The sequence below is a fragment of the Qipengyuania pelagi genome (assembly GCF_009827295.1).
GTDB classification, from domain to species: Bacteria; Pseudomonadota; Alphaproteobacteria; order Sphingomonadales; family Sphingomonadaceae; genus Qipengyuania; species Qipengyuania pelagi.
The window spans coordinates 1,995,835-2,022,029 of sequence record NZ_WTYD01000001.1; the positions used below are offsets into that span (position 1 = coordinate 1,995,835).

The 26,195-nt window shown below is 63.9% G+C and carries 28 protein-coding genes; 10 read left to right on the top strand and 18 right to left on the bottom strand.

All coding sequences use genetic code 11. The features are described 5' to 3' along the window. Nucleotides 1-2: 2 nt before the first annotated feature. Both GRI47_RS09755 and paoA read right to left on the bottom strand, forming a co-directional pair. Complete coding sequence (locus GRI47_RS09755) at nucleotides 3-953, bottom strand: FAD binding domain-containing protein (RefSeq protein ID WP_160661044.1); 951 nt, start codon at nucleotides 951-953, stop codon at nucleotides 3-5. Nucleotides 954-957: 4 nt separating this feature from the next. Further along, the gene (gene paoA, locus GRI47_RS09760; protein ID WP_160661045.1) at nucleotides 958-1,593 is read right to left on the bottom strand and encodes an aldehyde dehydrogenase iron-sulfur subunit PaoA; all 636 of its coding nucleotides are present in this window, start codon (nucleotides 1,591-1,593) and stop codon (nucleotides 958-960) included. 183 nt (nucleotides 1,594-1,776) lie between these two features. Here paoA and GRI47_RS09765 point away from each other — a divergent pair, with 183 nt between their 5' ends. After that, complete coding sequence (locus GRI47_RS09765) at nucleotides 1,777-3,309, top strand: flavin-containing monooxygenase (protein ID WP_160661046.1); 1,533 nt, start codon at nucleotides 1,777-1,779, stop codon at nucleotides 3,307-3,309. Between the two features lie 25 nt (nucleotides 3,310-3,334). Here the strand turns inward: GRI47_RS09765 and GRI47_RS09770 are convergent, their stop codons facing one another. Continuing rightward, complete coding sequence (locus GRI47_RS09770; RefSeq protein ID WP_160661047.1) at nucleotides 3,335-3,475, bottom strand: hypothetical protein; 141 nt, start codon at nucleotides 3,473-3,475, stop codon at nucleotides 3,335-3,337. 157 nt (nucleotides 3,476-3,632) lie between these two features. On the opposite strand from GRI47_RS09770, the gene GRI47_RS09775 reads away from it, so the two are divergent. The 3 genes from GRI47_RS09775 to GRI47_RS09785 all read left to right on the top strand — a co-directional run bounded on the left by GRI47_RS09775 (nucleotide 3,633) and on the right by GRI47_RS09785 (nucleotide 6,406). Continuing rightward, nucleotides 3,633-4,406 (top strand): competence/damage-inducible protein A, encoded by a 774-nt coding sequence (locus GRI47_RS09775; RefSeq protein ID WP_160661048.1) that lies wholly within the window; start codon nucleotides 3,633-3,635, stop codon nucleotides 4,404-4,406. 79 nt (nucleotides 4,407-4,485) lie between these two features. Further along, nucleotides 4,486-5,460 carry a polysaccharide deacetylase family protein gene (locus GRI47_RS09780; RefSeq protein ID WP_160661049.1) on the top strand — a complete coding sequence of 325 codons (975 nt, stop codon included), beginning with the start codon at nucleotides 4,486-4,488 and terminating at the stop codon, nucleotides 5,458-5,460. A 19-nt stretch (nucleotides 5,461-5,479) separates the two neighbouring features. Further along, complete coding sequence (locus tag GRI47_RS09785) at nucleotides 5,480-6,406, top strand: GNAT family N-acetyltransferase (protein WP_160661050.1); 927 nt, start codon at nucleotides 5,480-5,482, stop codon at nucleotides 6,404-6,406. A gap of 109 nt (nucleotides 6,407-6,515) precedes the next feature. Here GRI47_RS09785 and rplA read toward each other — a convergent pair whose 3' ends face one another. The 4 genes from rplA to secE all read right to left on the bottom strand — a co-directional run bounded on the left by rplA (nucleotide 6,516) and on the right by secE (nucleotide 8,665). Then, the gene (gene rplA / locus GRI47_RS09790; protein ID WP_160661051.1) at nucleotides 6,516-7,208 is read right to left on the bottom strand and encodes a 50S ribosomal protein L1; all 693 of its coding nucleotides are present in this window, start codon (nucleotides 7,206-7,208) and stop codon (nucleotides 6,516-6,518) included. 2 nt (nucleotides 7,209-7,210) lie between these two features. After that, nucleotides 7,211-7,642 (bottom strand): 50S ribosomal protein L11, encoded by a 432-nt coding sequence (gene rplK / locus GRI47_RS09795; RefSeq protein ID WP_160661052.1) that lies wholly within the window; start codon nucleotides 7,640-7,642, stop codon nucleotides 7,211-7,213. Between the two features lie 190 nt (nucleotides 7,643-7,832). Further along, on the bottom strand, nucleotides 7,833-8,369 hold the full coding sequence (gene nusG, locus GRI47_RS09800) for a transcription termination/antitermination protein NusG (protein ID WP_160661053.1): 537 nt from the start codon (nucleotides 8,367-8,369) through the stop codon (nucleotides 7,833-7,835). A 65-nt stretch (nucleotides 8,370-8,434) separates the two neighbouring features. Continuing rightward, complete coding sequence (gene secE, locus GRI47_RS09805) at nucleotides 8,435-8,665, bottom strand: preprotein translocase subunit SecE (RefSeq protein ID WP_160661054.1); 231 nt, start codon at nucleotides 8,663-8,665, stop codon at nucleotides 8,435-8,437. A gap of 334 nt (nucleotides 8,666-8,999) precedes the next feature. Between secE and GRI47_RS09810 the strand changes: the two genes are divergently transcribed. Beyond that, nucleotides 9,000-10,517: an alanine/glycine:cation symporter family protein gene (locus GRI47_RS09810; protein ID WP_237452665.1), complete on the top strand. Its 1,518-nt coding sequence runs from the start codon at nucleotides 9,000-9,002 to the stop codon at nucleotides 10,515-10,517. A gap of 100 nt (nucleotides 10,518-10,617) precedes the next feature. Here GRI47_RS09810 and GRI47_RS14810 read toward each other — a convergent pair whose 3' ends face one another. The 7 genes from GRI47_RS14810 to GRI47_RS09840 all read right to left on the bottom strand — a co-directional run bounded on the left by GRI47_RS14810 (nucleotide 10,618) and on the right by GRI47_RS09840 (nucleotide 18,560). Then, a complete protein-coding gene (locus GRI47_RS14810) occupies nucleotides 10,618-10,767 on the bottom strand; it encodes a hypothetical protein (RefSeq protein ID WP_202387228.1) in 150 nt (49 codons plus the stop codon). Between the two features lie 41 nt (nucleotides 10,768-10,808). Beyond that, entirely contained in the window at nucleotides 10,809-11,984 is a 1,176-nt protein-coding gene (locus GRI47_RS09815; protein ID WP_160661056.1) for a glycosyltransferase family 87 protein, read from the bottom strand. A gap of 488 nt (nucleotides 11,985-12,472) precedes the next feature. Next, nucleotides 12,473-13,153 (bottom strand): sugar transferase, encoded by a 681-nt coding sequence (locus GRI47_RS09820; RefSeq protein ID WP_237452666.1) that lies wholly within the window; start codon nucleotides 13,151-13,153, stop codon nucleotides 12,473-12,475. A gap of 121 nt (nucleotides 13,154-13,274) precedes the next feature. Further along, entirely contained in the window at nucleotides 13,275-13,460 is a 186-nt protein-coding gene (locus GRI47_RS09825) for a hypothetical protein (protein WP_160661057.1), read from the bottom strand. 41 nt (nucleotides 13,461-13,501) lie between these two features. Next, on the bottom strand, nucleotides 13,502-14,716 hold the full coding sequence (locus GRI47_RS09830) for an outer membrane beta-barrel protein (RefSeq protein ID WP_160661058.1): 1,215 nt from the start codon (nucleotides 14,714-14,716) through the stop codon (nucleotides 13,502-13,504). A gap of 111 nt (nucleotides 14,717-14,827) precedes the next feature. Next, nucleotides 14,828-16,993 (bottom strand): GumC family protein, encoded by a 2,166-nt coding sequence (locus GRI47_RS09835; RefSeq protein WP_160661059.1) that lies wholly within the window; start codon nucleotides 16,991-16,993, stop codon nucleotides 14,828-14,830. 28 nt (nucleotides 16,994-17,021) lie between these two features. Next, nucleotides 17,022-18,560, bottom strand: a complete 1,539-nt coding sequence (locus GRI47_RS09840; protein ID WP_160661060.1) for a lipopolysaccharide biosynthesis protein — start codon at nucleotides 18,558-18,560, stop codon at nucleotides 17,022-17,024. Between the two features lie 138 nt (nucleotides 18,561-18,698). On the opposite strand from GRI47_RS09840, the gene GRI47_RS09845 reads away from it, so the two are divergent. Further along, nucleotides 18,699-18,896, top strand: coding sequence for a hypothetical protein (locus GRI47_RS09845; protein ID WP_160661061.1), 198 nt, complete (start codon nucleotides 18,699-18,701; stop codon nucleotides 18,894-18,896). A gap of 20 nt (nucleotides 18,897-18,916) precedes the next feature. After that, nucleotides 18,917-19,756, top strand: a complete 840-nt coding sequence (locus tag GRI47_RS09850) for a glycosyltransferase family 2 protein (RefSeq protein WP_160661062.1) — start codon at nucleotides 18,917-18,919, stop codon at nucleotides 19,754-19,756. Nucleotides 19,757-19,870: 114 nt separating this feature from the next. Here GRI47_RS09850 and GRI47_RS09855 read toward each other — a convergent pair whose 3' ends face one another. Together GRI47_RS09855 and GRI47_RS09860 are read right to left on the bottom strand one after the other, a co-directional pair. Further along, on the bottom strand, nucleotides 19,871-20,758 hold the full coding sequence (locus tag GRI47_RS09855; protein ID WP_237452667.1) for a glycosyltransferase: 888 nt from the start codon (nucleotides 20,756-20,758) through the stop codon (nucleotides 19,871-19,873). A gap of 49 nt (nucleotides 20,759-20,807) precedes the next feature. Beyond that, nucleotides 20,808-21,140 (bottom strand): hypothetical protein, encoded by a 333-nt coding sequence (locus tag GRI47_RS09860; protein ID WP_160661064.1) that lies wholly within the window; start codon nucleotides 21,138-21,140, stop codon nucleotides 20,808-20,810. 119 nt (nucleotides 21,141-21,259) lie between these two features. On the opposite strand from GRI47_RS09860, the gene GRI47_RS09865 reads away from it, so the two are divergent. The 3 genes from GRI47_RS09865 (at nucleotide 21,260) to GRI47_RS09875 (ending at nucleotide 24,335) form a co-directional block, all read left to right on the top strand. Continuing rightward, entirely contained in the window at nucleotides 21,260-22,369 is a 1,110-nt protein-coding gene (locus GRI47_RS09865; protein ID WP_160661065.1) for a glycosyltransferase family protein, read from the top strand. Then, nucleotides 22,366-23,358, top strand: coding sequence for a glycosyltransferase family 2 protein (locus tag GRI47_RS09870; RefSeq protein WP_160661066.1), 993 nt, complete (start codon nucleotides 22,366-22,368; stop codon nucleotides 23,356-23,358). The genes GRI47_RS09865 and GRI47_RS09870 overlap by 4 nt, the downstream gene beginning before the upstream one ends. A gap of 98 nt (nucleotides 23,359-23,456) precedes the next feature. Then, nucleotides 23,457-24,335 (top strand): family 16 glycosylhydrolase, encoded by an 879-nt coding sequence (locus GRI47_RS09875; RefSeq protein WP_160661067.1) that lies wholly within the window; start codon nucleotides 23,457-23,459, stop codon nucleotides 24,333-24,335. Nucleotides 24,336-24,363: 28 nt separating this feature from the next. Here GRI47_RS09875 and GRI47_RS09880 read toward each other — a convergent pair whose 3' ends face one another. Together GRI47_RS09880 and GRI47_RS09885 are read right to left on the bottom strand one after the other, a co-directional pair. Next, nucleotides 24,364-25,902: an SGNH/GDSL hydrolase family protein gene (locus GRI47_RS09880; RefSeq protein WP_160661068.1), complete on the bottom strand. Its 1,539-nt coding sequence runs from the start codon at nucleotides 25,900-25,902 to the stop codon at nucleotides 24,364-24,366. Continuing rightward, a complete protein-coding gene (locus tag GRI47_RS09885) occupies nucleotides 25,902-26,165 on the bottom strand; it encodes a spike base protein, RCAP_Rcc01079 family (RefSeq protein ID WP_160661069.1) in 264 nt (87 codons plus the stop codon). The genes GRI47_RS09880 and GRI47_RS09885 overlap by 1 nt, the downstream gene beginning before the upstream one ends. Between the last annotated feature and the right edge of the window lie 30 nt (nucleotides 26,166-26,195).

Genomic DNA, 26,195 nt, shown 5'->3' on the forward strand with positions numbered 1-26,195 from the left:
GCTTAGCTCCTCATCTCGGCAAGAATGCCCGCCAGCGTGCGTTCCGCGAGCGGGATCTTGAAGGCGTTCTGTTCGGTCGGGCGCGCATCGGCGAAGGCCGTCTTAACGACGGCGGTGGCCCCATTGGGCAATTGCGCGTCCGCCGCCGCGCTGCGCCAGGGCTTGGGCGCGACACCGCCAAAGGCGACTCTACCCGTCCCATCGGGCTGGATCACCGCCGCGACCGATACCAGCGCATAGGCGTAGCTGCGCCGGTCGCGGACCTTGTGGTAGAAATGCCGCCCGCCGAGCGGTGCGGGCAGGCGCACATGGGTGATCATCTCGCCCGGTTCGAGCGCGGTTTCGATATGCGGCGTATCACCCCACAGGCGATGGAAGTCGGCCACCGGGATCGCGCGGGCGGTGCCATCGGGCTTCACCGTCTCCACCACCGCGTCGAGCGCGCGCATCGCCACCGCCATGTCGCCCGGATAGGTCGCGATGCAGCTGTTTGACGTGCCGATCACGCCCAATTGGCGCGAGAAACCGTCGATCGCGGCGCAGCCATCGCCGGGCTTCCGTTTGTTGCACGGCATATTGGTGTCGTAGAAATAGGCACAACGCGTGCGCTGGAGCAGATTGCCGCCCGTCGATGCCTTGTTCCTGAGCTGGCCGGAAGCACCCGCCTGGATCGCGCGGGTCAGCACCGCGTAATCCTCGCGCACACGGGGGTGGGCGGACAGCGCGGTGTTCGAGACGAAGGTGCCGATCCTGAGGCCGCCCCCGTCGGTTTCCTCGACCCGGTCGAGCCCCAGATCCTGCACGTCGACAAGATGCGTCGGCGTCTCGATCTCCAGCTTCATCAGGTCGATCAGATTGGTGCCGCCCGCGATGAACTTCGCGCCCTGCGTGGTCGCCACGGCCCGCGCCGCTTCGGCGGGGGTGGCGGCGCGTTCATAGGTGAAACTGCGCATCGTCTTATCCTTTCGCGACCTGGGCCATCGCCTCGGCGATGTTCGAATAGGCGCCGCAGCGGCAGATATTGCCGCTCATCCGCTCGCGCATTTCCATCTCGGTGGCGCGCATCCGGCCGGTCAGGTCCTCGGTCACATGGCTCGGAATCCCGTTCCTGATCTCTTCCAGCACCGCGACGGCGGAACAGATCTGGCCCGGCGTGCAATAGCCGCACTGATACCCATCATGTTCGACGAAGGCGGCCTGCATGGGGTGAAGATCCTCGGGGCTGCCGAGACCTTCGATCGTCGTAACCTCGTCGCCCTGATGCTGGACCGCGAGGCTGAGGCAGGAATTGATCCGCGTGCCGTTGACCATGACCGTGCAGGCGCCGCACTGGCCGTGATCGCAGCCCTTCTTGCTCCCGGTGAGCTTGAGATGTTCGCGCAAGGTGTCGAGCAGCGTGGTGCGAGGGTCGAGCTCGAGTTCCTGCGGGGTCCCGTTGACCGTCAGCCTGACGGGCACCTTGGCCTGTTTCGCCGCTGCGGCGGTCGAGGACTCCTGCGCCCGCAGGATCGACGCCTGCCCGACCGCCGCCGAGGCGACCCCGCCCGCCAGCACGCCGCGGCGCGACACCTTCATGAAATTATTGTCCGCCATTTGCGCCTCGCCTCAATCTTTTCCGGGACTTCTCTCCCTCTCTCTGGCGCAGCGAGCAGGTGAGCGCAACGGCGCAGCTTTCCGGGCATCATGATCGGTTGCAGATGGCAACGGGGTAGCAAGGCCGTCCGCAAGGCTGTAAACCGTCTTTGAGAATTGGGGGGGAGAATGGGGGAGAACGACATGGCAGGCCCGACAGCGCAGACCGATTTCGATGTCCTGATCGTGGGGGCGGGGATTTCCGGCATCGGCATGGCCGCCCACATGGAGGAAAAGGCGCCGCATCACAGTTACGCCATTCTCGAACGCCGCGCCAATCTGGGCGGGACCTGGGACCTGTTCCGCTATCCCGGTATCCGCTCGGACAGCGATATGCATACGCTCGGCTTCGATTTCGAACCGTGGCGGCACGAGAAATCGATCGCCGACGGGCCGTCCATTCTCGACTATCTCAACCGCATCGTGGACGAACGCGGCATCCGCCAGCACATCCGCACCGGCCACACCGTCATCGCCGCCGACTGGCGCGAGGCGGATGCCTGCTGGCACGTTTCGGTCGAAACGGGAGACGGCGAGTCAGGAGGGGGCGGGCGCAAGCATCTGACCGCGAACTGGCTCTATCTCGGATCGGGCTATTACGATTACGACGAACCCTACGATCCGGGCTTCGATCTCGGCGCCTTCGAAGGGCGCGTCGTGCATCCCCAGTTCTGGCCCGACGATCTCGATTACGCGGGCAAGCAGGTGGTGGTGATCGGGTCGGGCGCGACGGCGGTGACATTGGTCCCCTCGATGGCGAAGGGCGCCTCCCGCGCCGCCAAGGTCACCATGCTGCAACGCACGCCGACCTGGATGTTCAGCCGCCCCGCCAAGGACCGGATCGCGAATATCCTGCGCAAGGTCCTGCCCGAAAAGCTCGCCTATCGCATCACCCGCTGGAAGAACATCACGCTCCAGCATCTCGGCTTCAAGCGCGCGCGCACCAAGCCGGAAAAGATGAAGCAATTCCTCCACAAGCGGATCGAGAAGGCGCTGGGGCCGGATTACGACCGCGCCAGCTTCACCCCGCCCTACGATCCGTGGGACCAGCGGCTTTGCCTGATCCCCGACGACGATCTGTTCAAAGCGATGAAACAGGGGCGGGCCGAAATCGTCACCGGCCATATCGCGGCCTTCGAGAAGGGCGGCGTCCGCCTGACGGACGGTTCGCACCTGCCCGCCGACATTGTCGTCACCGCGACCGGCCTCAAGCTCGCGGTCGCGGGCAAGATCGCGATCAGCCAGGACGGCACGCCGGTCGATCTGGCCGAGCGGTTCTATTACAAGGGCTGCATGTTCTCGAACCTGCCGAATCTGGCGGTCGTTTTCGGCTATCTCAATGCCAGCTGGACGTTGCGGTCGGACATCAATGCCGACTTCATCTGCCGCGTGCTCGAACACATGCGCCAGAGCGGCGCGACGATCGCCGAGCCGGTCCTCGCCGCCGACCACGATCTGGAGGAGGACGATATCTTCGATTTCTCCAGCGGCTATATCCAGCGCTCGAAGCATCTCATGCCCCGCAACGCGGTCGCCTATCCGTGGCGCCTCAACCAGGAATACGTCACCGATCGCAAGCGCATGGCGAACGACCCGATCGCGGACGGGATATTGGAGCTGCGGCGGCCTAGTGGGAGCGCTTCAGAAAAGGAAACGGCCCACCTCGAACCTGCGTGACGCAGGCCAGGTCGGGCGCCAAGAGTCACTCGATAAGCAGGAAACCGGCGAAACCGGCCACGATGATACCGCCCACCGCCACTGCAAGCTTGCCGAGCTTGCGGATGCGGTTTTCGCGACGCGCGCGCTGCCGCCGAGCCGCTTCCTTGGACCCGCCTTGTACCATGTCGTCAATTCCGTAGTCACAACCGATAAAAGAAGTTCCGATAGCAAACCGCGATTGCTTGGCAAGCGGTTACACCGCCGTTTCGGGGGCCAAAAGGAGCGGCGCCGCTGTCGCAAGGGACTGGCGAAGCGAAACCCGCTCGGTTACGCCCACGGACATGACCTCAGACCCGCAAACCGACCGCATCTACACCGCCGGCCTCCTCGTGATCGGGGACGAAATCCTTTCCGGGCGCACGCACGACAAGAACATCGCCCAGGTCGCCAGCTGGTTGCAGGTGCAGGGCATTCGCCTTTCCGAAGTGCGCGTGGTCGCCGATGTTATGGAACGGATCGTCGAAGCGGTGAACGCCTTGCGCGAAACCTACGATTACCTCTTCACCACTGGCGGGATCGGCCCCACCCATGACGACATCACGGTGGACGCCGTGGCCGAGGCGCTGGGCGTCCCCGTCATCGTCCATCCCGAAGCGCGCGCGATCCTCGAACGCTATTACGCCGACAAGCCCGGCGGACTGACCGAAGCGCGCCTGCGCATGGCACGCGTTCCCGAAGGATCGGATCTCATTCCCAATCGCATGTCGGGCGCGCCGGGGATCAAACGCGGCAATATCCACCTGATGGCGGGCGTCCCCCACATTACGGCGGGAATGCTCGACGCGCTGACCGGCACGCTGGAGGGTGGCGCGCCCCTGAAGGCGGAGACGATCGGCTGCTGGACCGCGGAGAGCGAGGTCGCCGACATCTTGCGCGAAATTGAAAAGGCGCATGAAAACTGCCAGATCGGCAGCTATCCCTTCTTCCGCGAAGGCCGCGTGGGTGCGAATTTCGTTGTCCGCTCGACCGATGAGGCGGAACTGGCGGCCTGCGTCCACGCGCTTTGCGATGCGTTGAGCGCGGCGGGATACGATTTCACGCCGGGCGGCATCTGACCGCGCCGCCGGTTCCAGCGCCCGTCAGAGAAGCGGGCGTAAAATAAATCGCAACCCTCTTTCTTTAGGCAGGGGTGGCATGACTGACGTCTATATCACGGTGGACACGGAGTATTCCTCGTCGCTCGCGCATCGGCCTTGTCCGGTCGACCGGGCGGAGAACTTCGCGCGCTCCATCGCCGGTATCACGCCAGCCGGTCCGCTCGGCCTGCCGCACAAGCTCGCGCTGCTGAAGCGATACGGGCAGCGCGGGGTCTTCTTCGTTGATCCGATGCCCGCCCTTGTCTGGGGCACTGCCGCGATCGAGGATGTGGTCGCTCCCATTCTCGAGGCGGGGCAGGACGTCCAATTGCACTGCCATACCGAATGGCTCGCCCATGCCGGGCCCGACAGCCCGTTTTCGAGCCTTGCAGGCCGCAACATCAAGGATTTCCCGTTCGAGGAGCAATGCCGCATCCTGGAATGGGCGCGCGACACGCTGATGGCGGCGGGCGCCCCGAATCCCTGCGCGTTCCGGGCCGGGAATTACGGCGCCAATCGCGACACGCTGCGCGCCCTCGACGAACTCGATATCGCCTACGATACGAGCTTCACCCCCGCCATTCCCGATGGCCATTGCGACATCCCGCTATGCGAACAGACGACGCAGCCGGTTCTGATGGAAGGCGTGATCGAAGTGCCCACCGGCTGCATCCGCGACGCGACCGGCAAGCTCCGCCATGCGCAGATCACGGCGCTGTCCCTACGCGAAATGACCACCGCGATCGTCCATGCGCGCGAGACGGACCTGCCGAACTTCACCTTCGTCTCGCACAGTTTCGAACTCGTCAATCGACGCCGCCTCTCGGTCAACCGTATCGTGCGCAACCGCTTCGAGGGATTGTGCCGCACTCTCAAGGCCCTGCGCGGCGTGCGGACGGCGACCTATCGCGACGATCCGCCAAGCCGCCTCTTCGATCGCAAGGCCATGCCGGAGCCGCCCGTTTCGGGTCCCTTCTCGACCGGTATGCGCTATGCCGAACAGGCGGTATCGAACGCGCTTTACGGCGCCTGAGACCGATTGGGGCGATTTGATGGAGCGTTCCGATCCGGTCCCAATCGCCTTTACGATCGGTTCGCGGAGCCTGCTCCGCTTCGATCGGTATCTGACAGATATCGCCTATTCACTCGACCATCTGACGCAAGGCCAGCGTCCGCGACCTGCGGCCGAGATCACTAGCGCGCAAACCGAGGACGGGCTGCGCATCCTCTCCGCCCCTCCTTCCGACATAGCCTATTGGCGGGCGCAATTCCCCCGGCATCGCTTCGGCGCGGTGCAGTATTACCAGCGCCATTTCATCGCGATGGAGGGCGGGTTCGACGCGTATCTCGCGCGATTTTCGGGCAAGACCCGCTCTACCCTGCGGCGCAAGCGGAGGCGGTTCGAAAAGGCCGATGGCGGCAGGCTGGACCTGCGGGCCTATCGCGGCGAGGCGGCCATGTCCCATTTTCTCGACCTCGCAGGCCCCCTGGTACGCCGGACCTATCAGGCGCGCCTGCTCGATGCCGCCCTGCCCGACGATGCGCGATCCCGGCGCGCGATACTGGACGCAGCGACGCGCGACGAGGTCCGTGCCTTCCTGCTGTTCCTGAAGGGAGAGCCGGTCGCCTATCTCTATCTACCGGTCGACGGGACGACGCTGATCTACGCCTATCTCGGCTACGATCCCGCTCATGCGGGTCTCTCGCCCGGCACGGTTCTGCAAATGGCAGCTCTCGAAAGCCTGTTCGCCGAGGAGCGCTTCACCCATTTCGATTTCACCGAGGGCGACGGGCCGCACAAGAAGCTGTTCGGAACCGACAGCCTGAGCTGCTGCACCTTCGTTCTTCTTGAGCCGCAATGGCGCAACGCATTCGTGCTGTCGGCGCAGACCCTGTTCGATCGCAGCATCGCTCAGGCGAAGGCGATGCTTGCGCGGCTGGGCGTCGACAAGAAAGTGCGGCGCGCCATCGGTCGCTGATCGCGCCCCCGCATCGCGGTAATGGCTATGCGGCTCACAGGAAAGGGGCCCCCGCCGGATCGGCAGGAGCCCCTTTCTAAATTCGACCCGCCCGAAAGCGGATGGGGGATCAGGCGCCGGCGACTTCGCTGAGGTCGACCTTGAGGCCCGGACCCATCGAGCTGGTCAGCGTGACCTTGCGGACATACTTACCCTTGGCGCCCGAGGGCTTCGCCTTGACGATCGCGTCGGTGAGCGCCTTGAAGTTGGTCTTCAGGTCCTCGTCCTTGAACGACAGCTTGCCGATGCCCGAATGGATGATGCCCTGCTTTTCGACGCGGAATTCGACCTGGCCGCCCTTGGCGTCCTTCACGGCCTGTTCCACGTTCGGCGTCACGGTGCCGAGCTTGGGGTTCGGCATCAGGCCCTTGGGGCCCAGAACCTTACCCAGACGGCCCACGACACCCATCATGTCGGGCGTTGCGATCACGCGGTCATAGTCGAGATTGCCGTTCTGCATGTCTTCCATGAGATCTTCGGCACCGACCTTGTCGGCTCCGGCGGCAGTCGCCTTGTCGACATTGTCGCCACGCGCGAACACGGCGACGCGGACGTCCTTGCCGGTGCCCGAGGGCAGCGACACCATGCCGCGGACCATCTGGTCGGCGTGGCGCGGATCGACGCCGAGATTCATCGCAACTTCGACCGTCTCGTCGAACTTCGACTTGTGCTCGCGCAAAGTGGCGAGCGCTTCATCGACGGTGTAGAGCTTCTCGCTGTCGAGCTTGGCGAGCGTCTGCTGGCGCTTGGTCTGCTTGGCCATGATCAGCCCTCCACCACTTCGAGGCCCATGGAACGGGCGCTGCCGGCGATGATCTTCATCGCCTGATCGATGTCGTTGGCGTTGAGGTCCGCCATCTTGGTTTCGGCGATTTCGCGCACAGCGCTCGCCTTGATGGTTCCGGCCGAAACCTTGCCCGGCTCCTTCGAACCCGACTTGAGGTTGGCGGCCTTCTTCAGCAGGAAGCTCGCCGGCGGCGTCTTCGTGATGAAGGTGAAGCTGCGATCCGCATAGACCGTGATCTTGGTCGGGATCGGCATGTTCTTCTCAAGGTCCTGCGTGGCGGCGTTGAACGCCTTGCAGAATTCCATGATGTTCACGCCGCGCTGACCCAGCGCAGGGCCGATCGGCGGGGAGGGGTTGGCAGCGCCCGCAGGCACCTGAAGGTTGATGTAACCTTCGATCTTCTTGGCCACGATGGGCCTCCTTTCTCACTGTCGCCGCCCGCATAGGCGAAGGCGGCTCATGGTAAGCGGTCGAACGAACGGCCCGATCTCAGGCCGTTCTCCCGCGATGGTATCCGACACCCGCAGGCCCGGAAGGGCGCGCGTTTAGCGGAAACTCCGCAAAACGCAAGATTTTCAGATCAGATGTAAAGGCAGCGGCTTACTTGGTCAGCTCGACCTGTTCGAATTCGAGTTCGACCGGGGTGGCGCGCCCGAAGATCGAGACCGAGACCTTGACCTTCTGCTTGTCGAAATCGAGTTCCTCGACCAGCCCGTTGAAGGTCGCGAAGGGGCCGTCCAGCACCTTGACCGAATCGCCGATCTCGTAATCGACCTCGACCTGCTTCTTCGGCGCGGCCTTGGCTTCCTCGACCCCGCCGAAATAGCGCGCGGCCTCTTTCTCGCTGATCGCCTGCGGCTTGTTGTTGGTGCCGAGGAATCCGGTCACCTTGGGCGTGTTCTTGACGAGGTGATAGACGTCGTCGGTCATGTTGAGCTTGGCGAGGACGTAGCCGGGCATGAACTTGCGTTCGACCTGGACCTTCTTGCCGCGCTTCACCTCGGTCACGGTCTCGGTCGGCACCTCGACCTCCTCGACCCCTTCGGACAGGCCCAGCCGCTCGGCCTCGGCGATGATGGAATCGCGCACCTTGTTCTCGAAACCGGAATAGGCGTGGATGATGTACCAGCGTGCCATGATCGTCGAATTACCCTGTCAAAATATCTGTGTCGGTGGCCAAAGACGCGGCCTCGGTTGCGGCCTCAGGCGAGCGTGAGCAGCCAGCGCACGACCGCGCCGAAGGCCGAATCCACGCCCAGGAAGAACAGCGAGAGGATCACCATCATGATGAAGACGAAGATCGCGGTGCGGACCGTCTCCTCGCGCGTCGGCCAGACGACCTTGCGCGTTTCGGCGCGGACCTGATTGACGAATTCCGCAGGCGACGTCTTGGTCGCGGGTTTGGACGCAGCCTTGGGAGCGTTATCGGCCATCGGGAACTCACTCGCTTTCGAATCGAATTGTCGTGGCTTCCGGGATGGGGTCATCGCCGCCCCGATTCAAGATCGGGAGGGGCTGGATGATACCGCCGATGTCGGAAGACGCCCCGCTGATAGGCGCAGACGCGAGGAAAGGCAAGGGCACGCAGACCCATGCGAGAGGCGGGACCAGCGCTCATGCCGACCGTTCGATTGCGGCCGGCCCGAGAGCGGTGGCGACCAGACGATGGGGGACAGCTTGCCCGCTTGGGGCTGGCCTTGGCGGCGCCCGCGCGATAGGCAGTCCGCCTAGGGACGGAAAATCCGCATGAATGAGGGGGCATCGGCCTTGACTACAACCGACATCGCACCGGTCACGTTTCTCGACCGGGTAACCAATATTTCGGACTTCATCTGGGCCGGCTTATGGAACGGAGAAGAGGTTCTGCCCTTCCCGCCCATGGTGATCGTCCTGTTCGGCATCGGTATGTGGATCATGGTCGGTCTGCGGTTCTACCCGCTGCTCAAACTGGGCAGCGCCTTTGCCGGCCTGTTCAAGGGCCGCAAGGGCGAAGGATCGGGCGAAATCAGCCCCTTTGCCGCCCTGTCGACCGCCCTTTCGGGCCAGGTCGGAACCGGCAATCTGGCAGGCGTCGCCACCGCGCTGGCGCTGGGTGGGCCAGGCGCGATCTTCTGGATGTGGATCACCGCGCTGATCGGGATGGCGCTCGCCTTCGCGGAAGGCTCGCTCGCCATCCGCTATCGCGAAAAGACCTCGGACGGAGTCTATCGCGGCGGTCCGATGAGCTACATCATGATGGGCCTCGGCCCGAAATGGACGTGGCTGGCAGTGGTGTTCTGCCTCGGCACACTATTCTCCGCGCTCGTCACCGGCAACTCGATCCAGGCCAATGCGATGGCCGACGGGATGAATGAACTGTTCGGTATCGAGGAATGGCTCGGCGGCCTCATCACCGCGCTGCTCGTCCTGATCGTGATCCTCGGCGGCATCAAGTCCATCGGCAATGTCGCGGAAAAGGTCGTTCCGTTCATGGCGGCGACCTATATCGTGATGGCGCTGATCGCGCTGATCCTCGACGTGCAGGACCTGCCCGAAACCTTTGCCCTGATCTTCAACGGCGCCTTCAACCCGCAGGCAGCAAGCGGCGGCTTCGTCGGCGCGGCGCTGATCATCGCGATCCGGGCGGGTGTGGCGCGCGGCCTCTTCTCGAACGAGGCGGGCCAGGGTTCCACCCCGATTGCCCACGCCGTGGCGCAGACCGACGATCCCGAAGTGCAGGGCCGCATGGCGATGCTGGGCACCTTCATCGACACGATCGTGATCTGCACGATGACCGCGCTGGTGATCCTGACCGTCGAGGGCGACTTCACCGGAGCCGGCCAGCCTGTCATTCACGCCTGGCAATCCGACCTCACCGGTTTCGCGATGACCAGCGGCGCCTTCGCGGCGGCCTTTCCGCTCGACATCGCGTCGATCCCCATCGGCACGCTGATCGCCAGCGTTGCGCTGATCCTGTTCGTGTTCACCACCCTGCTCACCTGGAGCTATTACGGGGAACGCGCGATTACCTTCCTGTATGACCGGGTGCCGGGATCCAATCGTCGCGGAGAAAAGGCGCTGCACATCATCTGGCGGGTGCTGTGGTGCGTGGTGATCTTCATCGGGGCGAGCCGCCCTTCGGAAGAGGTCTGGCGCCTCGGCGACATCTCGAACGCCGCGATGGCGCTGCCCAACCTGCTCGCGCTGGCGCTGCTGTCCGGCGTGGTGTTCAAACTCGCGCGCGGCGATCGCACGGCGGGCAAGGACCATCATGCCGATACGCCGGAAGAGCCGGAGGAATACTGATCGCCGGCCTGCCTGAATAATCGGGCGAGAAGCCCGACCCGAAACGAAAAAGGGGCCGGAAGCAGCGCGCGTCCGGCCCCTTTTTCCTGTTTAAATCGCCTCAGCCGCGTCCGAACAGGCGAGCCCAGAAACCGGGCTCCTCCATCGGCAGGATCCGTCCATACACCTGGCGGCGCAATCCGGCATCATGCGCCGTCTTCGGAACGGTCCAGCCATCGGGGCGGCTGCTGCGGAAGGACAAACTCGACATGGTGGATTTCCCCTTGAAGTTCTGCCCTCCGTCCGAAGAGTTCAACCTTCAGAGCCGCGATCCGGTTCCCGCCCGCCCCGGCTCCAGACCAGCCAGACCAAGACGATCGAGGCCAACGGCATGAAATTGAGGCCCAGCGGCAGCGCCATGGCGCGCAGGCCGTAGGGCGCGAGGTACAGGGCGACGAGCGCAAGCTTCTCGAACGGGCGAAACCCCTGCTGCAATCCCCGTTCGACCAGAAACAGCGTGGGAAACAGCAGGAAGGGCAGGTCGTAGGAAAAGAGATAGGGCGTCGCGATCGCGCTCGCCGCCAGCATCAGCGCGGCGCTCGCCCGAAGATCGCCTGCGAAGCGCCGCCACGATGTCACGGCTAGCCAGATCGTCACCAGCGTCAGAAGAACGGCCAGGGCGATCGCGATAGGATGCGCAAGATAGAGCCGCGCCTGCGCGTAGAGGCTGACCATGCGCAGGTAGAATTCCGCCGCATCGCGCCGCATCAGGCTGGCGCTTGCATCCCAGCTCTCGCCATAGCCCAGCCAGGTCGCCGTGCCGAACGCGGCCCAGCTGAGCAGCGCGAGTACGAGCACGGTGAGCGCCGCCGCGACAAAGGCGCGCCAGCGCCGCCCTGCCGCGAGCCAGAACGGCCACAGGATAGCGAGATGCGGCTTGACCATCAGCGCCCCCACCATCGCGCCCGCCCGCGCCGGATATCTGTCCAGCACGGTCACCGCAGCGATCAGCAGCGCGCCGGTGAAGAGGCCGGTCTGCGCATGGGTCGCTGCGATCAGGGCGCCGGGATAGGCCAGGACGACGGGCCAGAGGCGCGGGAAGGCCCGGATGCCCGCCCAGGCGAACAGGGTATACCCAATTGCGACCCACGCGATCCAGGCGAGCGGATAGGGTAGCAGGCCGAACGGGAGAGCGAGGAACAGGAAGGGTGGCGGATTGACGAAGGCGAACCAGCCCCGGCTCCCCGCCCCCGTCTGCACCTGTTCCTGCACGGCCAGATCATATGCGAGAGCGGGATCGCCCCCCGCCGCCACCTGCCCTGCCCCCCAGAAAGCGAGGAAATCGCTGCCGATCCCACCGGTCGCTTCGAAAAAACCGATTGCCAGCACGCCCAGCGAGGCGAGGCCCAGCATCGCGGCATAGGCCCTGACCCGGCGCGCCGTCAGCCAGTCTGCGTCGCGCAGAAACGAGAGGAAAGCGTGCCCCATGGACGCCCTCTAGCCGAAAAGATGCGGCATCCCCAATGGCCAGGATCGCCGGACTCGCACAAGACTGCACGGGTGGCGACGCCCGCGATGCGTATCCATGGGGCAATTCCTCCGCTGTCGCAGGCTGTTGCGCGGATCGCTCGCCCCGATCGGCGCCTTTACGAGGAGGACGGTTACGGCGTCGCTATCCCAGCCCTGCTGTTCCTATCGGGCTTCGCGCTCCGACGGTCGCAGCTTGGAGCGAAGGCAGGCGGGTGTTTTCCCTGCGAAAGCCTGGAATGGCGGTGAGCGTTGCAGCCCTTCGAGCGCTCCTCGAAACCGATTCGCTATCCGGCCCGATCATTGGGGGGATATCGGCAGCCTATCGATTATCGGCACGACCGGTCTCGGCGCGCCGGTGTCGGCCCTCTCGGGTCGGCGATTTCAGGGCGGCGATGGCTTTCCCAACTGGAAGAGGCCCTTATCACCGCCAAACCGATCCAGTCCGATCAGTAACTGCCGCGACTTGCCAGCACCGAAGGGACGGTCAGGACGAGGATGCGCAGATTGTCATACACACCCGACGTGCGGACATAGAGCACGTCATAGGCAACGCGGCGGCGATAGCTGACATCGTTGCGGCCACTGATCTGCCACAGGCCGGTCAGGCCTGGGCGCACGGCGCAGTAATGCTGGAGATAACGGCCGTAGCGCGCCGCTTCCTTTTCCACGATCGGGCGCGGCCCGACCAGGCTCATATCGCCCTTGAGGACGCTCCAGAGTTGGGGAAGCTCGTCGAGGCTGCTCTTGCGCAGGAACCTTCCGACCCCGGTCACGCGCGGGTCGTCGCGCAGCTTGTGATCCTTGTCCCATTCGGCACGCGCCGCCGGATCGCTCGCGAGAAGCGCGTCGAGTCGCGCTTCGGCATCGGTCGCCATGGTGCGGAACTTGTAGCAATCGAACAGGCGACCGTCGAAGCCGATACGCTTCTGGCGGAAGAAGACCGGCCCAGGATCGCCGATGTAGACCGCGAGTGCCACCACCAGCATGACGGGGGCGAACAGCACCAGCAGGACAAGCGCGCCCGCCATGTCGACGACGCGCTTCTGGCGGGGATGCGCAATGACGAATTTTTGCGGTGCACCAAGCTGCGGAGCCCGATATTCGCGCTTGATTGCGGTCATTTCCATACCAGCCCCCTATTTCTATGGTGCGGTGCAGCATACGCATAGGGCGGCGTTAGGGCTTTGTAAACTGTCTTTGTCGGCGCACCCTACGGTGCGTCATATCGGGACAACCTCCCGCGGCTGCTTAAAGATAGGACAGGATCAGGCTCCACGCACAAAGGCCGAGAATGGTCGGCAGGCCGAGCTTCCCGAAGGCATAGGTCCCGTCCCGCAGGATCGCGCGATCGTACATCCCGCGCGCGATTTCGGGGTGATGGGGCGAACCGCGCATCGAGGCGCGATCGGACGCGATGAGGCCGGTGTCGATCATGCCGTTTTATAGGCTTGATCGGGTGAAGAATGTGTTGCCGGTCAGAAAGTATAGGCGGCCGACACCATCGCGCGCTTCTGATTACCTTCCGAAAGGCCCTGACGCCGGAACGTCTCGCCACGGAAATTCAGGGAAACGCGCGGCGACACGTAATAGATGGCGCCGATCACTGCACGAAACTCGTCACCGATATTACCGAGGTCACCGGCGGAAAATTCCACATATTCGAGATCGCTGCGCAGGATCAGATTGCGCCGCAATTCGTGTTCGCCCCGCAAGGCCACACCGGTGCTGAGGAGGTTGCTGAAAAGCGGGTTTATGGTTTCGTCGACCGACCGCCTCGCCTGAAGCTGGAACCGGGTCAGGCGCGTGGGGCTGTAATAGGCGTTCGCTTCGAACGAGACGGCTTCGATCGCTGGTTGCGACGGATCGTCATAAGTCAGGCGGCTGAACCCGACATTCCCATCGAAGGACAGCAATTCGGTCGCCTGGAACTGAATTCCCCCGACCACCGCGAGATTGTCGCCCGAACGGTCCGCCGCAAACACCTCCGGAAGCGTCAGCGCGGCAGCGGGCAGCGTCCCGTCATACTCGAAACGGCCATACCGCCCCTCGACATAGAGGCGCTGATCCGGTCGGGTAGAATAGCTCACCCGTCCGCGCCCTTGATAGAGCATGTTGTCGCGAAAACCGACATCGAAGACCTGATCGCGGAAGATGTATTCGCCGTCATACTGGTTGCGCGCGATCCGCCCCTCGCCTTCGAGCGTGAAGGACCCGATGTCCTGCGCCACGCCCGCATTCGCGCCATAGGTAAAGGCGCGCAGCGGTTGGTTGATATTGCCCCCCACGGTCACCTGCGACTGGCTGGAATCGTTCAGCCTGACCTCGGCCCCGGCAAACGGCCGGGTCGACGTGCCGAGGCCGAACCGCAGGCGCGTGCTCGCGAGAAGCTGGAACCGATCGTCGGCATTGCCGTCGAGGAAGGTCTGGTATCCGGTGGCGAGATTCAGCCGGATTTCGCGGTCCGGGCGACGATCGGTGACCGAAACGCTGGGCTTCACCGAGATGATCACGTCATCGACATCGAGAAGATCGGACGCGAAGAGATTGTCGACATATTCGACTCCCGCTTCGACCTGCGGCACCAGTTCGAACGCCCCGATCGTGATCGGCGGGCTGGCGAATTCGGGCCGCGCCCGGTCCTCTATCCGCGTCCGGGGATCGAAGTCCTGCGCGCTCGCGCCGGCTGCCACACAGGACAGGCAGACGCCCGCTCCCCAAAGCGCCCGCCTGCGGTGAAATGCGCGATCGATTAGCATAGCCATCCTGCCCTCACTTTCGCCCGTGAATCGATCGGATCGCGATCAGTTCTGGTAGTAACCCTGGAATTTCTTGGTGTAGGCGTAAACATCGCCGTCACCGGTGCTGGCGTATTTCCTGATATTGACCTGCGACAGCGCCAGGCCCGTGATCTTGGCCTTGGCGTCGACCAGCATCATCACCGCAGCCTCGACCGCGCGCATGGAGGTGTTCTTCCACCGGGTGATGACGAGGACGCGATCCGCCGCACTGGCCAGAATGCGCCCTTCCGCCACGCCGAGGATCGGCGCGGTATCGACAATGACGATGTCGAACCGTTCGCGCAGATTGTCGAAAAGCTCCCTCACCTTCGCTTCGGTGAGAGGGTTGTAGGCCGAACTCGGCACATCGCCCGTCCCCAGGACGGCAAGGCCGGACAGGGGATCGATCTTGAGGCACTCGTCGAGCGAGGCTTCGCCGGTCAGATAGGATCGCAGGTCCCGCTCATTGTCGTAATCCATCAGCACGCTTGCGCCGCGACGGCGCAAATCGGCATCGACGAGGACGACGCTCAACCCCTCGGCGGCGCTGGTCCGTGCGATACAGACCGAGGTGGTGGTCTTGCCCTCGCCCGGCAGGGCGGAGGTGATCGCGATGGTCCTCGGCCTGGCTCCTGGCGACAGCGTCAGGAAGGTCCTGATCGATCGGAACGCTTCGGCGAACAGCGAATGGGAATGCGCGATGACGTAATCGTGCGGCGGCTCCAGCGCCTTGCGTCCCTTCACGGTCGAGGAAAGCGCCGGGATCGCGCCCGCATAGCGCAGCTTCAGGCGCCGCTCGACATCGCGCTTGGTCTGGACGCCCCGGCGCAGATATTCCGCGACCAGGATCGCGAACAGGCCGGCGCTCAGCGCGAGCACCAATCCCGCGAGGCCGATCAGCACGTAATTCGGGCTCGACGGCGCGGTCGGCACGATCGCGCGCGAGGCGATGGTCGCATCCGGCATGGCGCTGTTGCGCAAGGCGCCCGATTCCTGCGAGCGTTCGAGGAAGGATTCGTAGATCGCCTGCGCGGCATCGGCCTTCTGCTCCAGGGCGCTGAGGCCCGTCTGCGCGACGCTGTTGCCGCGCACCACGCCAAGCGCCCGGCCCCGGCTCGATTCGAGCGAAGCGACGCGCGATTGCGCGGTCTGCACCTCGGCTTCGAGATTGGAGAGGACCCGGTCGATCTCGTCCTGGATGCGCTCGCGGATATCGCGCAGCTCTTCCTCGACCTGGCGCCGTTCGGGATAGAGTGCGCCGTATCGCTCGCGCAGCACTGCCAGCCGCGCGCTTGCCGTCGCTTCCTGCTGGCGCAGGCTGGCGATCGTCCCGGATCCCAGCGCCGCCCCGACATCGGCCCCGCCGCTGCCACGAGTCAGCTGTTCGCGCGCGGAATTGTAGCGCCCCCGCTTTTCAGCCAGATCGGCGCGTGCCTGCGCCAGTTCGGTGTTGAGGTTGGAGACCTCCTGTTCCGCATTCGTGCCGCTATTGCTGCTGGAGAGCCCGCGCGAGGCGCGATACTGGTCGACGGCGGCCTGTGTCGAAATCGCATTGCGCTGCAATTCGGACAGGCGCGCATTGATGAATTCCGAAGAGGAATCGCTGCGCGCGGTCTTCGCCTCGACCTGGCTGACGAGATAGGCTTCGGCGACGAGGTTCGCGGCTGCGGCGGTGAAGGCCGCATCGTCGCTGACGGCGGAAATATCGACCACCCGCACGTCGCCGGTCCGCGTTACATTGGTGATCCCACCGATCCGCATACCGATCGCCTCGATCTCGTCGGCGGTGAACGGATCGCCATCGGGAGACGCGAAGCGATCGGCGTAAAGCTCCGCCGCGCGCTTCGCCACCAGGGGGGACGAGATCAGCGCGATCTCGGTATCCACCTCGTCGACCCCGACGATGTTAGGGTCCGAATTGGGGCCGGTCGTGCGAATGGGCTCGGAGGTGGGCTCGATCAGGACGCTTGCCGAAGCGAAATATTGCGGCGTTAGCGTCGCCATGATCGCCCCGGTCAGGCCGAGGATCGCCAGGACGACAATGCAGAACAGCAGGAAATTGCGGCGGAAAACCTGCCAGATCAGCCCCGGATCGGGCAGCAGGGGCGCACCTGACGAGGACGAAGGCGCCTCGGCCGCGGCATCGCCCGGATCGTTGGGATCGAAATCTTGGTGTTCTGTGCCAGCCATATGTGTGCGTATTCCCGAGATAAGTCCTCTACCGGATCCGGCGAGTTGGGTTCGTCCCCGTCCTCGCTCGCGGTTTCACCCTCGCCAGTCCCGCAAGTGCGAGGCCCGCAAGTTCCCGTTCCGAACTGGCAGGCCCGCCAAACATGGCGTGAAGGGCGAAAAGTGACGCGGCATACGCCGCTATGCCTGCCGCGATGATCGCAGCCAGTGTCAAGATCGAGGGGAGATCCGTCCCCGCCGCCGGAAACATCCCGACCAGCAGCAGCACGAGCGCCGCCATCACGACCGAAGCCAGGAACGGCCTCGCCGCAAGGCTGATCTGTTCGCTGAACGGACTGGCGACCAGCTTCCTGACCATGGCCATGTTGATCGCGGAATTGGCGATGGCGGACGCCACAAGGGCGATCGACAATCCCTCCAGCCCGCCCAGGGCGCTTCCCCGTCCGACTGCGAGGCCGAGGACGAGGAGCGGCATCTGGATCAGGAAGGAGCGGACATTGCGCCACAGGATCTCGTTCGTCCGCCCCGTCGCCATTGCGAGCGGAAGGGCGTTCTGGATCGCCTGGACCGAACTGGCGATCGCGACCGCCTGCAACACCGGCACGGCGGGCAGCCATTTCGCGCCGAGAACGATCAGGACGACCGGCTGCGCCACGGCGGCCAGGCCGAAGCCGAAGGGCAGCGCCGCGAGGCTGGTCATCGCCTGCGCCCTTACATAGGCTGCGCGCATCCGTCCGAGATCGTCCGCCATGCGGCTGAAGGCGGGGAACAATGTCGCCTGCAAGGCGCCGATCGATTCGCGCACCGGCATGGAGGCGACGCGCTCGCCGACGGAAAACTGACCCACCGCCACGGTCGGAAGGAAGGCGCCGACGACCAGCGGCACCGCGCGCAGGCTGATCGTCTTCACGATTTCGCTGAAGGTCAGCCAGATCGAAAAGGACATCAGGGCGCGCCAGCGGGACAGATGGAAGCGCGGCCGGTAAGGCATCTTGATATAGGTCAGCGCGACTCGCGCCAGCGTGGCCGCCGCAGCGCCGAAGATCAGCGCCCAGTAGGAACGCAGCACGAAGGCGATGGCCACCGCGACGACGAGCGAGACGATCTTCTCCACCACGTCGAATTCGAAATCGGGGCGAAAATCGAGCGCGCGCCGGAAGACGACGATTCGGGGGTTTTCCAGCGCCCGCGCGGCGGCGGTGAAGGCGACCACCGCGAATATGGGGATCAGGCGCGGCTCGGAATAGGCGGCGGCCATCGGCCAGGCAATGGCCATGAGGATCGCGGAAATCGCACAGGCGCGCAGGAGATTGAGCGTCCAGGCGGAATGATAATCGTCATCTTCAGGATCGTCGAACTGGACGAGCGCCTGTGTCAGCGACAATTCCGACACGGAACCCACCACGGCGGCAGCGGCCATGGCGATCGCGACGAGGCCGAAATCATCGGGCGAAAGCAAGCGCGCCAGCACGATCGTGCTGATAAAGCCGCTTAAATTCACGACTATGCGCCCCGCCCCCATCCAGGCTGCGCCTTTCAGCACCTTGCGGCCGCTCTGATTATTCATGGCATGGCTTCATATTGCAGTGCACAATGATAGGCTCTAGAAACTGCTCTGCATAGCCTCTTGCATTGCTGCCCTGTGCCGCAGGCGCGCGACAGTACTGCAAAAGGCCAGAACACCGCGGCGGCGAGAGCATTCGTCATGGAAATCAAACTTGGTCGCGTTGAGTATTGTCAGTTCGCTCGCCGCAAGCAGCTTGATCGATTGTCCGGTCGGGACATGGCTCGCGCTGCGTTACTCGGCAACCAAGCGCGTCGTGACAGGGGCTTGAAAAGGCTCTTAATTCGCGGCGAAATCGGTGCGCTTGGTGCTATCGGAATGAAAGGCTTGGGCACGTGAGGATACCTGGCCTCTGGCGGATGAAGAATCTGATCTCTGGGCTGCGGCGAAAGGTTCGAACGACCCGAGCCTTGAAAGCCGTGAGGCAGTTCCCGCGAATTTCGGCGAAATGTCCGCACGGCCTCGACAGACCGCTGGTTATCACGCTGACGTCCTATCCGCCGCGCTTCTCCCATCTCGGCAAGACACTTCGCAGCCTGCTCGACCAGACTGTGGAGACTGACGGTGTCGTTCTATGGCTCGCCCTTGGGGATGTCGCTTCGCTGCCGCAGGATGTGCGTGCGCTCGAGGCCCATGGTCTTCAAATCAGGACGTGCGATGACGTGCGCTCATACAAGAAGCTGGTTCCCGCTTTGGCAGAGGACATGAACCGCTACTACGTTACGGCCGATGACGACATTTACTATCCGCCCGACTGGCTTCGGGGCCTTGTCGACGCCGCAAGGGACCATCCTGGTGCCATCACGGCCTGGCGTGCCCGGCTGGCTTACCTCACGGATACGAACGAATTCGCCCCCTATCGCGATTGGCCCCTGGCTTCCCTACCTTCGCAGCCAGGCGATCGCCGCGCGAAACTCTTTCCGACGGGAATGGGCGGCGTTCTTTATCCGCCCCACGCATTCGACGCACGCGTGACCGATCAGGAGCTATTTCTCGAACTCGCGCCAAAGGGAGACGATATCTGGTTCTACTGGATGGCCCGGCTCGCAGGCACCCGCCATGAACTCGCAGGCAGCGGATCCGATCTCCTGGAATGGCCGACCGCGCAGGCATCCGCCCTCTATTTCGACAACGCTCTTGGCGAAGGGAACGACCGGCAGATATCGGCAATGCACCGGCATTTCGGAGCAGTGCCATAGCTTCCCGCTATCTAATTACCTTCCGATAGTGCGATCTTGGACAGTGCGGTCACGGGGCATTGCCTCGGGCGGGTAAGCTTGCCGCAGAGCGCCGACCGCCTGCCTATCGATGCGTCACTGGTGACTATATAGCCCTCTGTGCCAATGATAGCCCCAGAAAGCGCGCTTGGAACCTGCGAGCATACGCAGTTTCAAAAGGCCCAACTTCAAAGCTGATCGTATCCTTGGGAAGCGACCGAGTGCTATACTGTTTCGCAGCGCGTATCCGCGCCCATGCCGGAACGCGCGCCCCGCGACGAAGCCGATCTTGGTCTGATGAGGGCGGATCTGGTGTTCGACCATCGGCGCCGAGCTGAACCGGGATATTAGATTGCACTCTTTTTCGGCTCGGACGCAAAATTCGGTTTCGCTGCCCATGGGATAGTTCGAATCGTCCGAACTCGGTCCGATCCCCTCATTGAAGCGCAAACCAGCGGCAAAGACCGATCGCCTTACGCCCATATTGGGACCGAAGATGTCCGACGCCTCTATGAGCCCGTCTTCGCGATCGTTAATCGCGTAAAGCACGTCGAACTCATCCTCGAACGCATCCAGCCATTCCGGTTTTCCCTCAAGAAAATAAGGCTTTATCTTACCGGCAAACAACGCCGCATCGAAATATGTCTCGCTGACGACCTCCCAGGCGCGCATGAAATCAGACTGCGGGATAGCATCATCATCGGTCAGAATGACGAAGTCGTCTTCGTCACGAAGGGTTTCGAGCGCCCTGTTCAGGGCGACGTTTTTGCCAGGTTTCTCGACAAAAATCGTCGTCAAGGGCAAATGCTCTTCGAAATACTCGAGAATTTCGGCGGTATCGTCCAAACTATTGTTGTTCGCTATAACGATCCGCCACTTACGCTTCGGCGGCTCAAGGTGACGATACGCTTCAAGCGTTCGTCGCAACACTTCACCTCCATTGAAGGTGGATAATATGACTACTAGGCCTGGCTCTGAAGACATTATACCCCCCGTTATTCGCAATCCCGGACGGTCTAACCCACCGCATGGATCATTCCGGCTTCGTCGGCTGTAGAGCCGCTGACAAAGGTGATGGCGCGAAACTGGCCGGGATCGTACTGCCGATAAATCCCACCCGTTTTCGCCTCGTGAAGGCGATCAATGCTGCTGGTTTACAAGTTAAAAGACCCGACCACAGGCCAGCAAGAATGCCACGATCTTTTCCCGCTTCAAGCAATTCCCGAACATGGAACCGCAGCAAGGACGCTCTGGCTTGTCTGCAATCTTGCGTGCAGCCCGGATCGTGCCGCTCAAGGAATACTCGGTGGATGACCCACTGCGGACAGGCGGCGATTATCACGACCAACGACCGGTCCGGGGTCATGTCCGATCCTTCGGACGAGAAAGGCGGCGCTGTCGCATCGACACTCCTCCAATAACGGCGAAGGATCGCCATCCGCCTCTCTTTACCGAATCTGTTTCCTTCGGCAACACGGCACACACATGCATATCGGCTATCTCGTCCACAATCTGAACGACCCTGCCGTGGAACGGCGCTGCGCCATGCTGGAGCGTGGCGGCGCAAGGGTGAAGCTGGCCGGATTCTGCCGGGATGCGCGATTGTCCGACGCGATCGCGCAGAGGCGCCCGTTCCTGCTGGGCCGGACGCAGGATTCCGCCATGGTCCAGCGTATTCTGGGCACTCTGCGCGCGACCGCGTTCCATGGCGATCTCGCGCACTATCTCGGCGAATGCGATGCTCTGGTGGCCCGCAATCTCGAACAATTGGGTGTGGCACGCGCAGTGGTGGGCGATCGGCCGCTGGTCTATGAATGCCTCGACATCCACTACACGCTGGTGGGCCACGGACCGCTTGCGAAACTGGTGCGCGCCGTCGAAGCTCGCCTCCTGCCCCGCGTCGACCTGCTCTGGACCTCCTCGACGGCCTTCGTCGACAACCATTTCGCCCACACCGCGCTCGATTGCCCGATCGAACTGGTGGAGAACAAGCTGCTGGTCGACAGCGTGGAGGATTTTCCCGCCATCCCGCAGCCCGATCCCCACGGCAGGATCTGCATCGGTTGGTTCGGAATGCTGCGATGCCGCAAGACCCTCGCCGTGCTGACGGACCTCGCCGCCGCCATGCCCGATCGGCTCGAAGTGCTGATCGCCGGAAAACCGTCGCCGGCGGAGTTCACCGATTTCGAAGGGCAGGTCGCCCGCGCGGACGGCGTCACCTATCACGGCCCCTATCGGTATGGCGATCTGCCGGACCTTTATGGCCGCTGCCATTTCGCCTGGACGATCGACTGGTTCGAGGAAGGTTTGAACAGCAGCTGGCTGCTCCCCAATCGCATCTACGAATCGCACGCGCATGGCAGCGTGCCGATCGCGCTGGCCGATATCGCTGTCGGGCGCTGGTTGCGCCGCCACGACGCCGGAATGGTGATCGCCGACCCGGACGAGATCGCCGCAAGACTCGCCAGCCTGACCCCCCAGGACATCGCCGCACACCAGGCGCGGGTGCGCGCAATTCCCCGCCGCGCGGTGCTGGCGGACGATCGGGACTGCCGCGACCTCGTGGACACTATCAAGGCACTGGTCCCCGCATGAGCCTGCTCGCTGTCATCCCCTGCCTCAACGAAGAGGCGCATCTGCCGCAGCTCCTCGCGCAGATGCTCGGCGATCCTGCCATCGACCTGCTCGTCGTGGCGGATGGAGGCAGCACGGATCGAAGCCGCCAGATCGTGTCCGAATACACAGAGACCGGACGTGTCGTCCTGCTCGACAATCCGGCCCGCATCCAGAGCGCGGGCGTCAATCTGGCAGTGCGCGAATATGGCGAAGGGCATGACTGGCTGCTGCGGATCGACGCGCATTGCCTCTACCCGGACGATTACGCGTCCCTGCTGCTCGATGCGGCGCGGGCGCATGATGCCTCCGCCGTGGTCGTCCCGATGGAAACGGTCGGGCGGCAGGGGTTTCAGAAAGCCGCCGCCGCCGCGCAGAACAGTGTCCTCGGCACGGGCGGCTCCGCGCACCGGCATCTGGGCGCGGGGCGTTTCGTGGAACACGGCCATCACGCGCTGATGACGATCGACCTCTTCCGGCGCATCGGCGGATATTGCGAGGCGATGCCCTGCAACGAGGATGCCGAGCTCGACCATCGCCAGATCGCGGCGGGCGGGCGCATCTGGCTCGAACCAGCGGCGGCGCTCACCTATTTCCCGCGGAACAGCGTTTCCGCCCTGTGGAGGCAGTATCGCCGGTACGGGCAGGGCCGCGCGCGCAATCTGCGGCGGCACCGCATGACGCCGCGCCTGCGCCAGCTCGTGCCGCTCGCCGTGCCCGCCGCGCTCGCTTTGCTGCCGTTTGCGCTCATCCATCCGATCTTCGCCCTGCCTGCGCTGGCCTGGGCGGTGCTGTGCCTCGGTTTCGGATTCCTCGTCGGTTTGCGGGCCGGAGGAGGCTTCGCGCTCCTCGCCGGGGTGGCGGCGATGACGATGCAAGTGAGTTGGGCGGTCGGGTTCCTGATCGAGTGGATCGGCAATCCGCGCTCGGCCGCGCCGCGTTACGGTCTGGCCAACACCGCCGCCCCCTGACACGCGTTTTCGGCGGAAATTAACCGTCCGGCTTTACTCGAAATTAGGATCGTTCGCTCAGATTCGGTTGAGCCGAATCCCTGTGCGTGGAGGTCCCGATGCGTCGTTCCCTCGTGGCTGTCATGGCCGCTTCCGTTACAGTGTCAGGATGCGGGGCCGACGGTTCCAAACCCGCGCCGCAAGTCTCTTTGGCCCAGCCCGTTGCCGTCGCTCCCGCCCCGGCGCCCACTCCGACCCCGACGCCCTCACCCACCCCGACCGCGACAACGCCGCCGGACAGCGTGACGACGGCGGGGGTCAAGCAGGGCCTCCCCCCGCTCGACCTGTCCGAGATGCGCCTGTGGAATTATGCGGCCAAATGGCACGCCTCACAGTGGAACAACGATTTCGGTGCCCATCCCTGGCGGTTCGATCATGTGCGCCCGCGCAAGAACGGCAATGTCGATTTCGTCCTCGATTCGATCGCTGCGCCCGAACTTATCGGCCAGCAATCCAATGGGTTTTACGATAGCGGCTTGTGGGAGGCCGACGTCACCATTCCCGAACTGCGCGAAGGCATGGTGGTCGCGCCGCTCTGGCTCTACAATAACAACACGCGCGAGGAATTCGATTTCGAATTCGCCGGAACGCGCGGGCTGGATGTGACGATCCACGCCTATCCGGGCGGCCAGCACAAGACGTTCACCAAACGAGTCTCTACCGGCGAAGGCTGGGCGGGCCGCCGCGCCCGCTTCGGGATCCGAGTGGACCAGAAGGCGGGTTGGACGGAAATGCTGATCAACGGCAAGATCGTGCACCGGTTCACGCGCGAGGATCTCGGCTATTTCGCGACCGACAAGTTCAAGCCGATATTCTCGGTCTGGGCGACGCGGCCGGGGCACGCCAGCCTGGAAGCCTGGACCGGGCGCTGGATGGGCCTCGAGCCCGGCCAGGAGGTCACGATGACGGTGCACGGTTACAGATACACGCCTCTTTAGACTCGGACCGAGCGCGCCCGCGCCGCGCTCAGGGGCTATAGGCGGCTCCAAGGCTCGTCGTTCCCAGAATATCGCGCAGCTTGGCGTAATAGGTCTGCGGGTCGGCATAGATCCCGCCCGGCGCCCCGGCGAGATACGCATAACCGAGCGACGAAGGATGCAGGCCATCGGGATAGAGCGTCGTGTCGCTCTCATTGCCGTTCCCCATCGTCGGGTTCGCGGTCAGATCGAGAACCGCATCCGCCATTGCCGCGTTTCCGCGCACCGCGTCGTTGTACTCCACCCGCCGCGCTTCGGCTGCCGCATCCCAGCTTCCGCCTGTGCGCGGCAGGATCGTTGCGACAACGACCTTGAAACCGAGCGACTTGAGGTAGGCGACGAGAGGCGAGGTCGTGTTGGAGTAAAGCGCCGCTCCCGCCGTTCCGCCAGCGAGGTCGTTGGTGCCGCCCGAGATAAAGGCGACGTTCGGAATATTCGCCCGAAATTGACTGCTGAAACGGCCCGCCCGATTGGTGTAATCGTCTGCCAGCACCTGCCCATGAATACCCGCATTGGTCATCAGGGCCCTGGTGTTGAGGCGCATGGAACGGGCGGTGTTGAGCAAATTGCGCGATCCTGTCCCCTCGGTGATGCTGTCGCCGATAAAGAGGACATGGTAATCGAAGGCGCTCGGCTTTCCGATCGCCGTGTTGAGGCTGTCCCGGACCGTCGCGCCTGTCGTTTGGGAAAGGGCCGTGTCGTACAGGGCGAAGCCGAACAGGGCCATCATGGCCGGTTTACCGGCCCCATTGCGTCCAACTCGCAACCGCGTGGCGGTCGTCGCGGCATTGCTGGCGGACTGGTTCAGCACCGCGCCTTGCGAAAAATACAGGCGGTTGGACGCCGAAAGCGCAAAGCCCATCGTGTCGGGGCTGGAATCCACCCCTCTCGCCTGGCCGTTGATGTTGGAGCCGAGCGTATTGACTGCCGAAACGCTCGGCGCGTCCAGCCCCACATTGTCGCCACCAGCGTTGTTCTCGAAGGCAAACGGCGTCGAGGTATTGAACGAGACTTGCGATTGAGCCGCGACGAAAGCCGTCATGTTCGCGCGGCTGAAGGACAGCCCGTTCGCTTCGAGAAACCGCTCGCGATTCGGGTTCTGGGGCGATGCGCTGCGGCTGTAGCCGTCGAACAGGATCGGGCAGGCATTCCCGAACCGCTGGCCGGTGTCGAAACCGGGCTGGTTGGCGACATTCGCCTGTAGCAAATGCCGCCCCTTGCCCGACTGATCGTGCAACGTGGCGATCGTCGGGATGGCCGACCCCGCCCATGCGTCGATCGCGGCGTAATCCGGGTAGTCGCCGCCTGCCTGCGGCGCCACGTCCATCGTCGCACCGTCCGCGCGGCGGAGCGTGAACAGCGGGCCGGAATATCCCGACACGACACGCAGCGCGCCATAGGCGGCATAGGGCGCGATCGCGTCGGCGAGATAGCCGGGCGCCGTGGGTGCGGCCACGGCTACGGGCGGCAGCACCGGCAGGACCGCGCCATGGCGGTGCGCGAGGTGAAGGCCGAGCGAGAACTCCATCAGAACAGCCCGACCAGATCGGTGGCGCTCGTCCCGTCCGACAGGATATGGGCGGCGCGGACCGGCAGGATGGACCCCGAGGGAATGTTGCGGAACAGGACGGGCGCGTCATCATCCGTGCATCGCAACCGGATATCGCCTCCCGAACCGACGAACAGCGCCTTCGGAATCTGGGCGAGAGGCTCAGCATCGGAGGGGATGACGGGGGCGGCGCGGCGCGCCGGATCGGAAACGCAATCGCCAAAATTCTCGAATCGGTCCATGAGTGTCTCCAGTTCTGCTATGAGCGAACC

Bases quoted from the DNA above. Each gene is read 5' to 3' on its own strand.
- GRI47_RS09755 (WP_160661044.1), bottom strand. From the start codon at position 953: ATGCGCAGTTTCACCTATGAACGCGCCGCCACCCCCGCCGAAGCGGCG.
- paoA (WP_160661045.1), bottom strand. From the start codon at position 1,593: ATGGCGGACAATAATTTCATGAAGGTGTCGCGCCGCGGCGTGCTGGCG.
- GRI47_RS09765 (WP_160661046.1), top strand. From the start codon at position 1,777: ATGGCAGGCCCGACAGCGCAGACCGATTTCGATGTCCTGATCGTGGGG.
- GRI47_RS09770 (WP_160661047.1), bottom strand. From the start codon at position 3,475: ATGGTACAAGGCGGGTCCAAGGAAGCGGCTCGGCGGCAGCGCGCGCGT.
- GRI47_RS09775 (WP_160661048.1), top strand. From the start codon at position 3,633: ATGACCTCAGACCCGCAAACCGACCGCATCTACACCGCCGGCCTCCTC.
- GRI47_RS09780 (WP_160661049.1), top strand. From the start codon at position 4,486: ATGACTGACGTCTATATCACGGTGGACACGGAGTATTCCTCGTCGCTC.
- GRI47_RS09785 (WP_160661050.1), top strand. From the start codon at position 5,480: ATGGAGCGTTCCGATCCGGTCCCAATCGCCTTTACGATCGGTTCGCGG.
- rplA (WP_160661051.1), bottom strand. From the start codon at position 7,208: ATGGCCAAGCAGACCAAGCGCCAGCAGACGCTCGCCAAGCTCGACAGC.
- nusG (WP_160661053.1), bottom strand. From the start codon at position 8,369: ATGGCACGCTGGTACATCATCCACGCCTATTCCGGTTTCGAGAACAAG.
- secE (WP_160661054.1), bottom strand. From the start codon at position 8,665: ATGGCCGATAACGCTCCCAAGGCTGCGTCCAAACCCGCGACCAAGACG.
- GRI47_RS14810 (WP_202387228.1), bottom strand. From the start codon at position 10,767: ATGTCGAGTTTGTCCTTCCGCAGCAGCCGCCCCGATGGCTGGACCGTT.
- GRI47_RS09815 (WP_160661056.1), bottom strand. From the start codon at position 11,984: ATGGGGCACGCTTTCCTCTCGTTTCTGCGCGACGCAGACTGGCTGACG.
- GRI47_RS09820 (WP_237452666.1), bottom strand. From the start codon at position 13,153: ATGGAAATGACCGCAATCAAGCGCGAATATCGGGCTCCGCAGCTTGGT.
- GRI47_RS09825 (WP_160661057.1), bottom strand. From the start codon at position 13,460: ATGATCGACACCGGCCTCATCGCGTCCGATCGCGCCTCGATGCGCGGT.
- GRI47_RS09835 (WP_160661059.1), bottom strand. From the start codon at position 16,993: ATGGCTGGCACAGAACACCAAGATTTCGATCCCAACGATCCGGGCGAT.
- GRI47_RS09840 (WP_160661060.1), bottom strand. From the start codon at position 18,560: ATGAATAATCAGAGCGGCCGCAAGGTGCTGAAAGGCGCAGCCTGGATG.
- GRI47_RS09845 (WP_160661061.1), top strand. From the start codon at position 18,699: ATGGAAATCAAACTTGGTCGCGTTGAGTATTGTCAGTTCGCTCGCCGC.
- GRI47_RS09850 (WP_160661062.1), top strand. From the start codon at position 18,917: ATGAAGAATCTGATCTCTGGGCTGCGGCGAAAGGTTCGAACGACCCGA.
- GRI47_RS09855 (WP_237452667.1), bottom strand. From the start codon at position 20,758: ATGTCTTCAGAGCCAGGCCTAGTAGTCATATTATCCACCTTCAATGGA.
- GRI47_RS09860 (WP_160661064.1), bottom strand. From the start codon at position 21,140: ATGACCCCGGACCGGTCGTTGGTCGTGATAATCGCCGCCTGTCCGCAG.
- GRI47_RS09865 (WP_160661065.1), top strand. From the start codon at position 21,260: ATGCATATCGGCTATCTCGTCCACAATCTGAACGACCCTGCCGTGGAA.
- GRI47_RS09870 (WP_160661066.1), top strand. From the start codon at position 22,366: ATGAGCCTGCTCGCTGTCATCCCCTGCCTCAACGAAGAGGCGCATCTG.
- GRI47_RS09875 (WP_160661067.1), top strand. From the start codon at position 23,457: ATGCGTCGTTCCCTCGTGGCTGTCATGGCCGCTTCCGTTACAGTGTCA.
- GRI47_RS09880 (WP_160661068.1), bottom strand. From the start codon at position 25,902: ATGGAGTTCTCGCTCGGCCTTCACCTCGCGCACCGCCATGGCGCGGTC.
- GRI47_RS09885 (WP_160661069.1), bottom strand. From the start codon at position 26,165: ATGGACCGATTCGAGAATTTTGGCGATTGCGTTTCCGATCCGGCGCGC.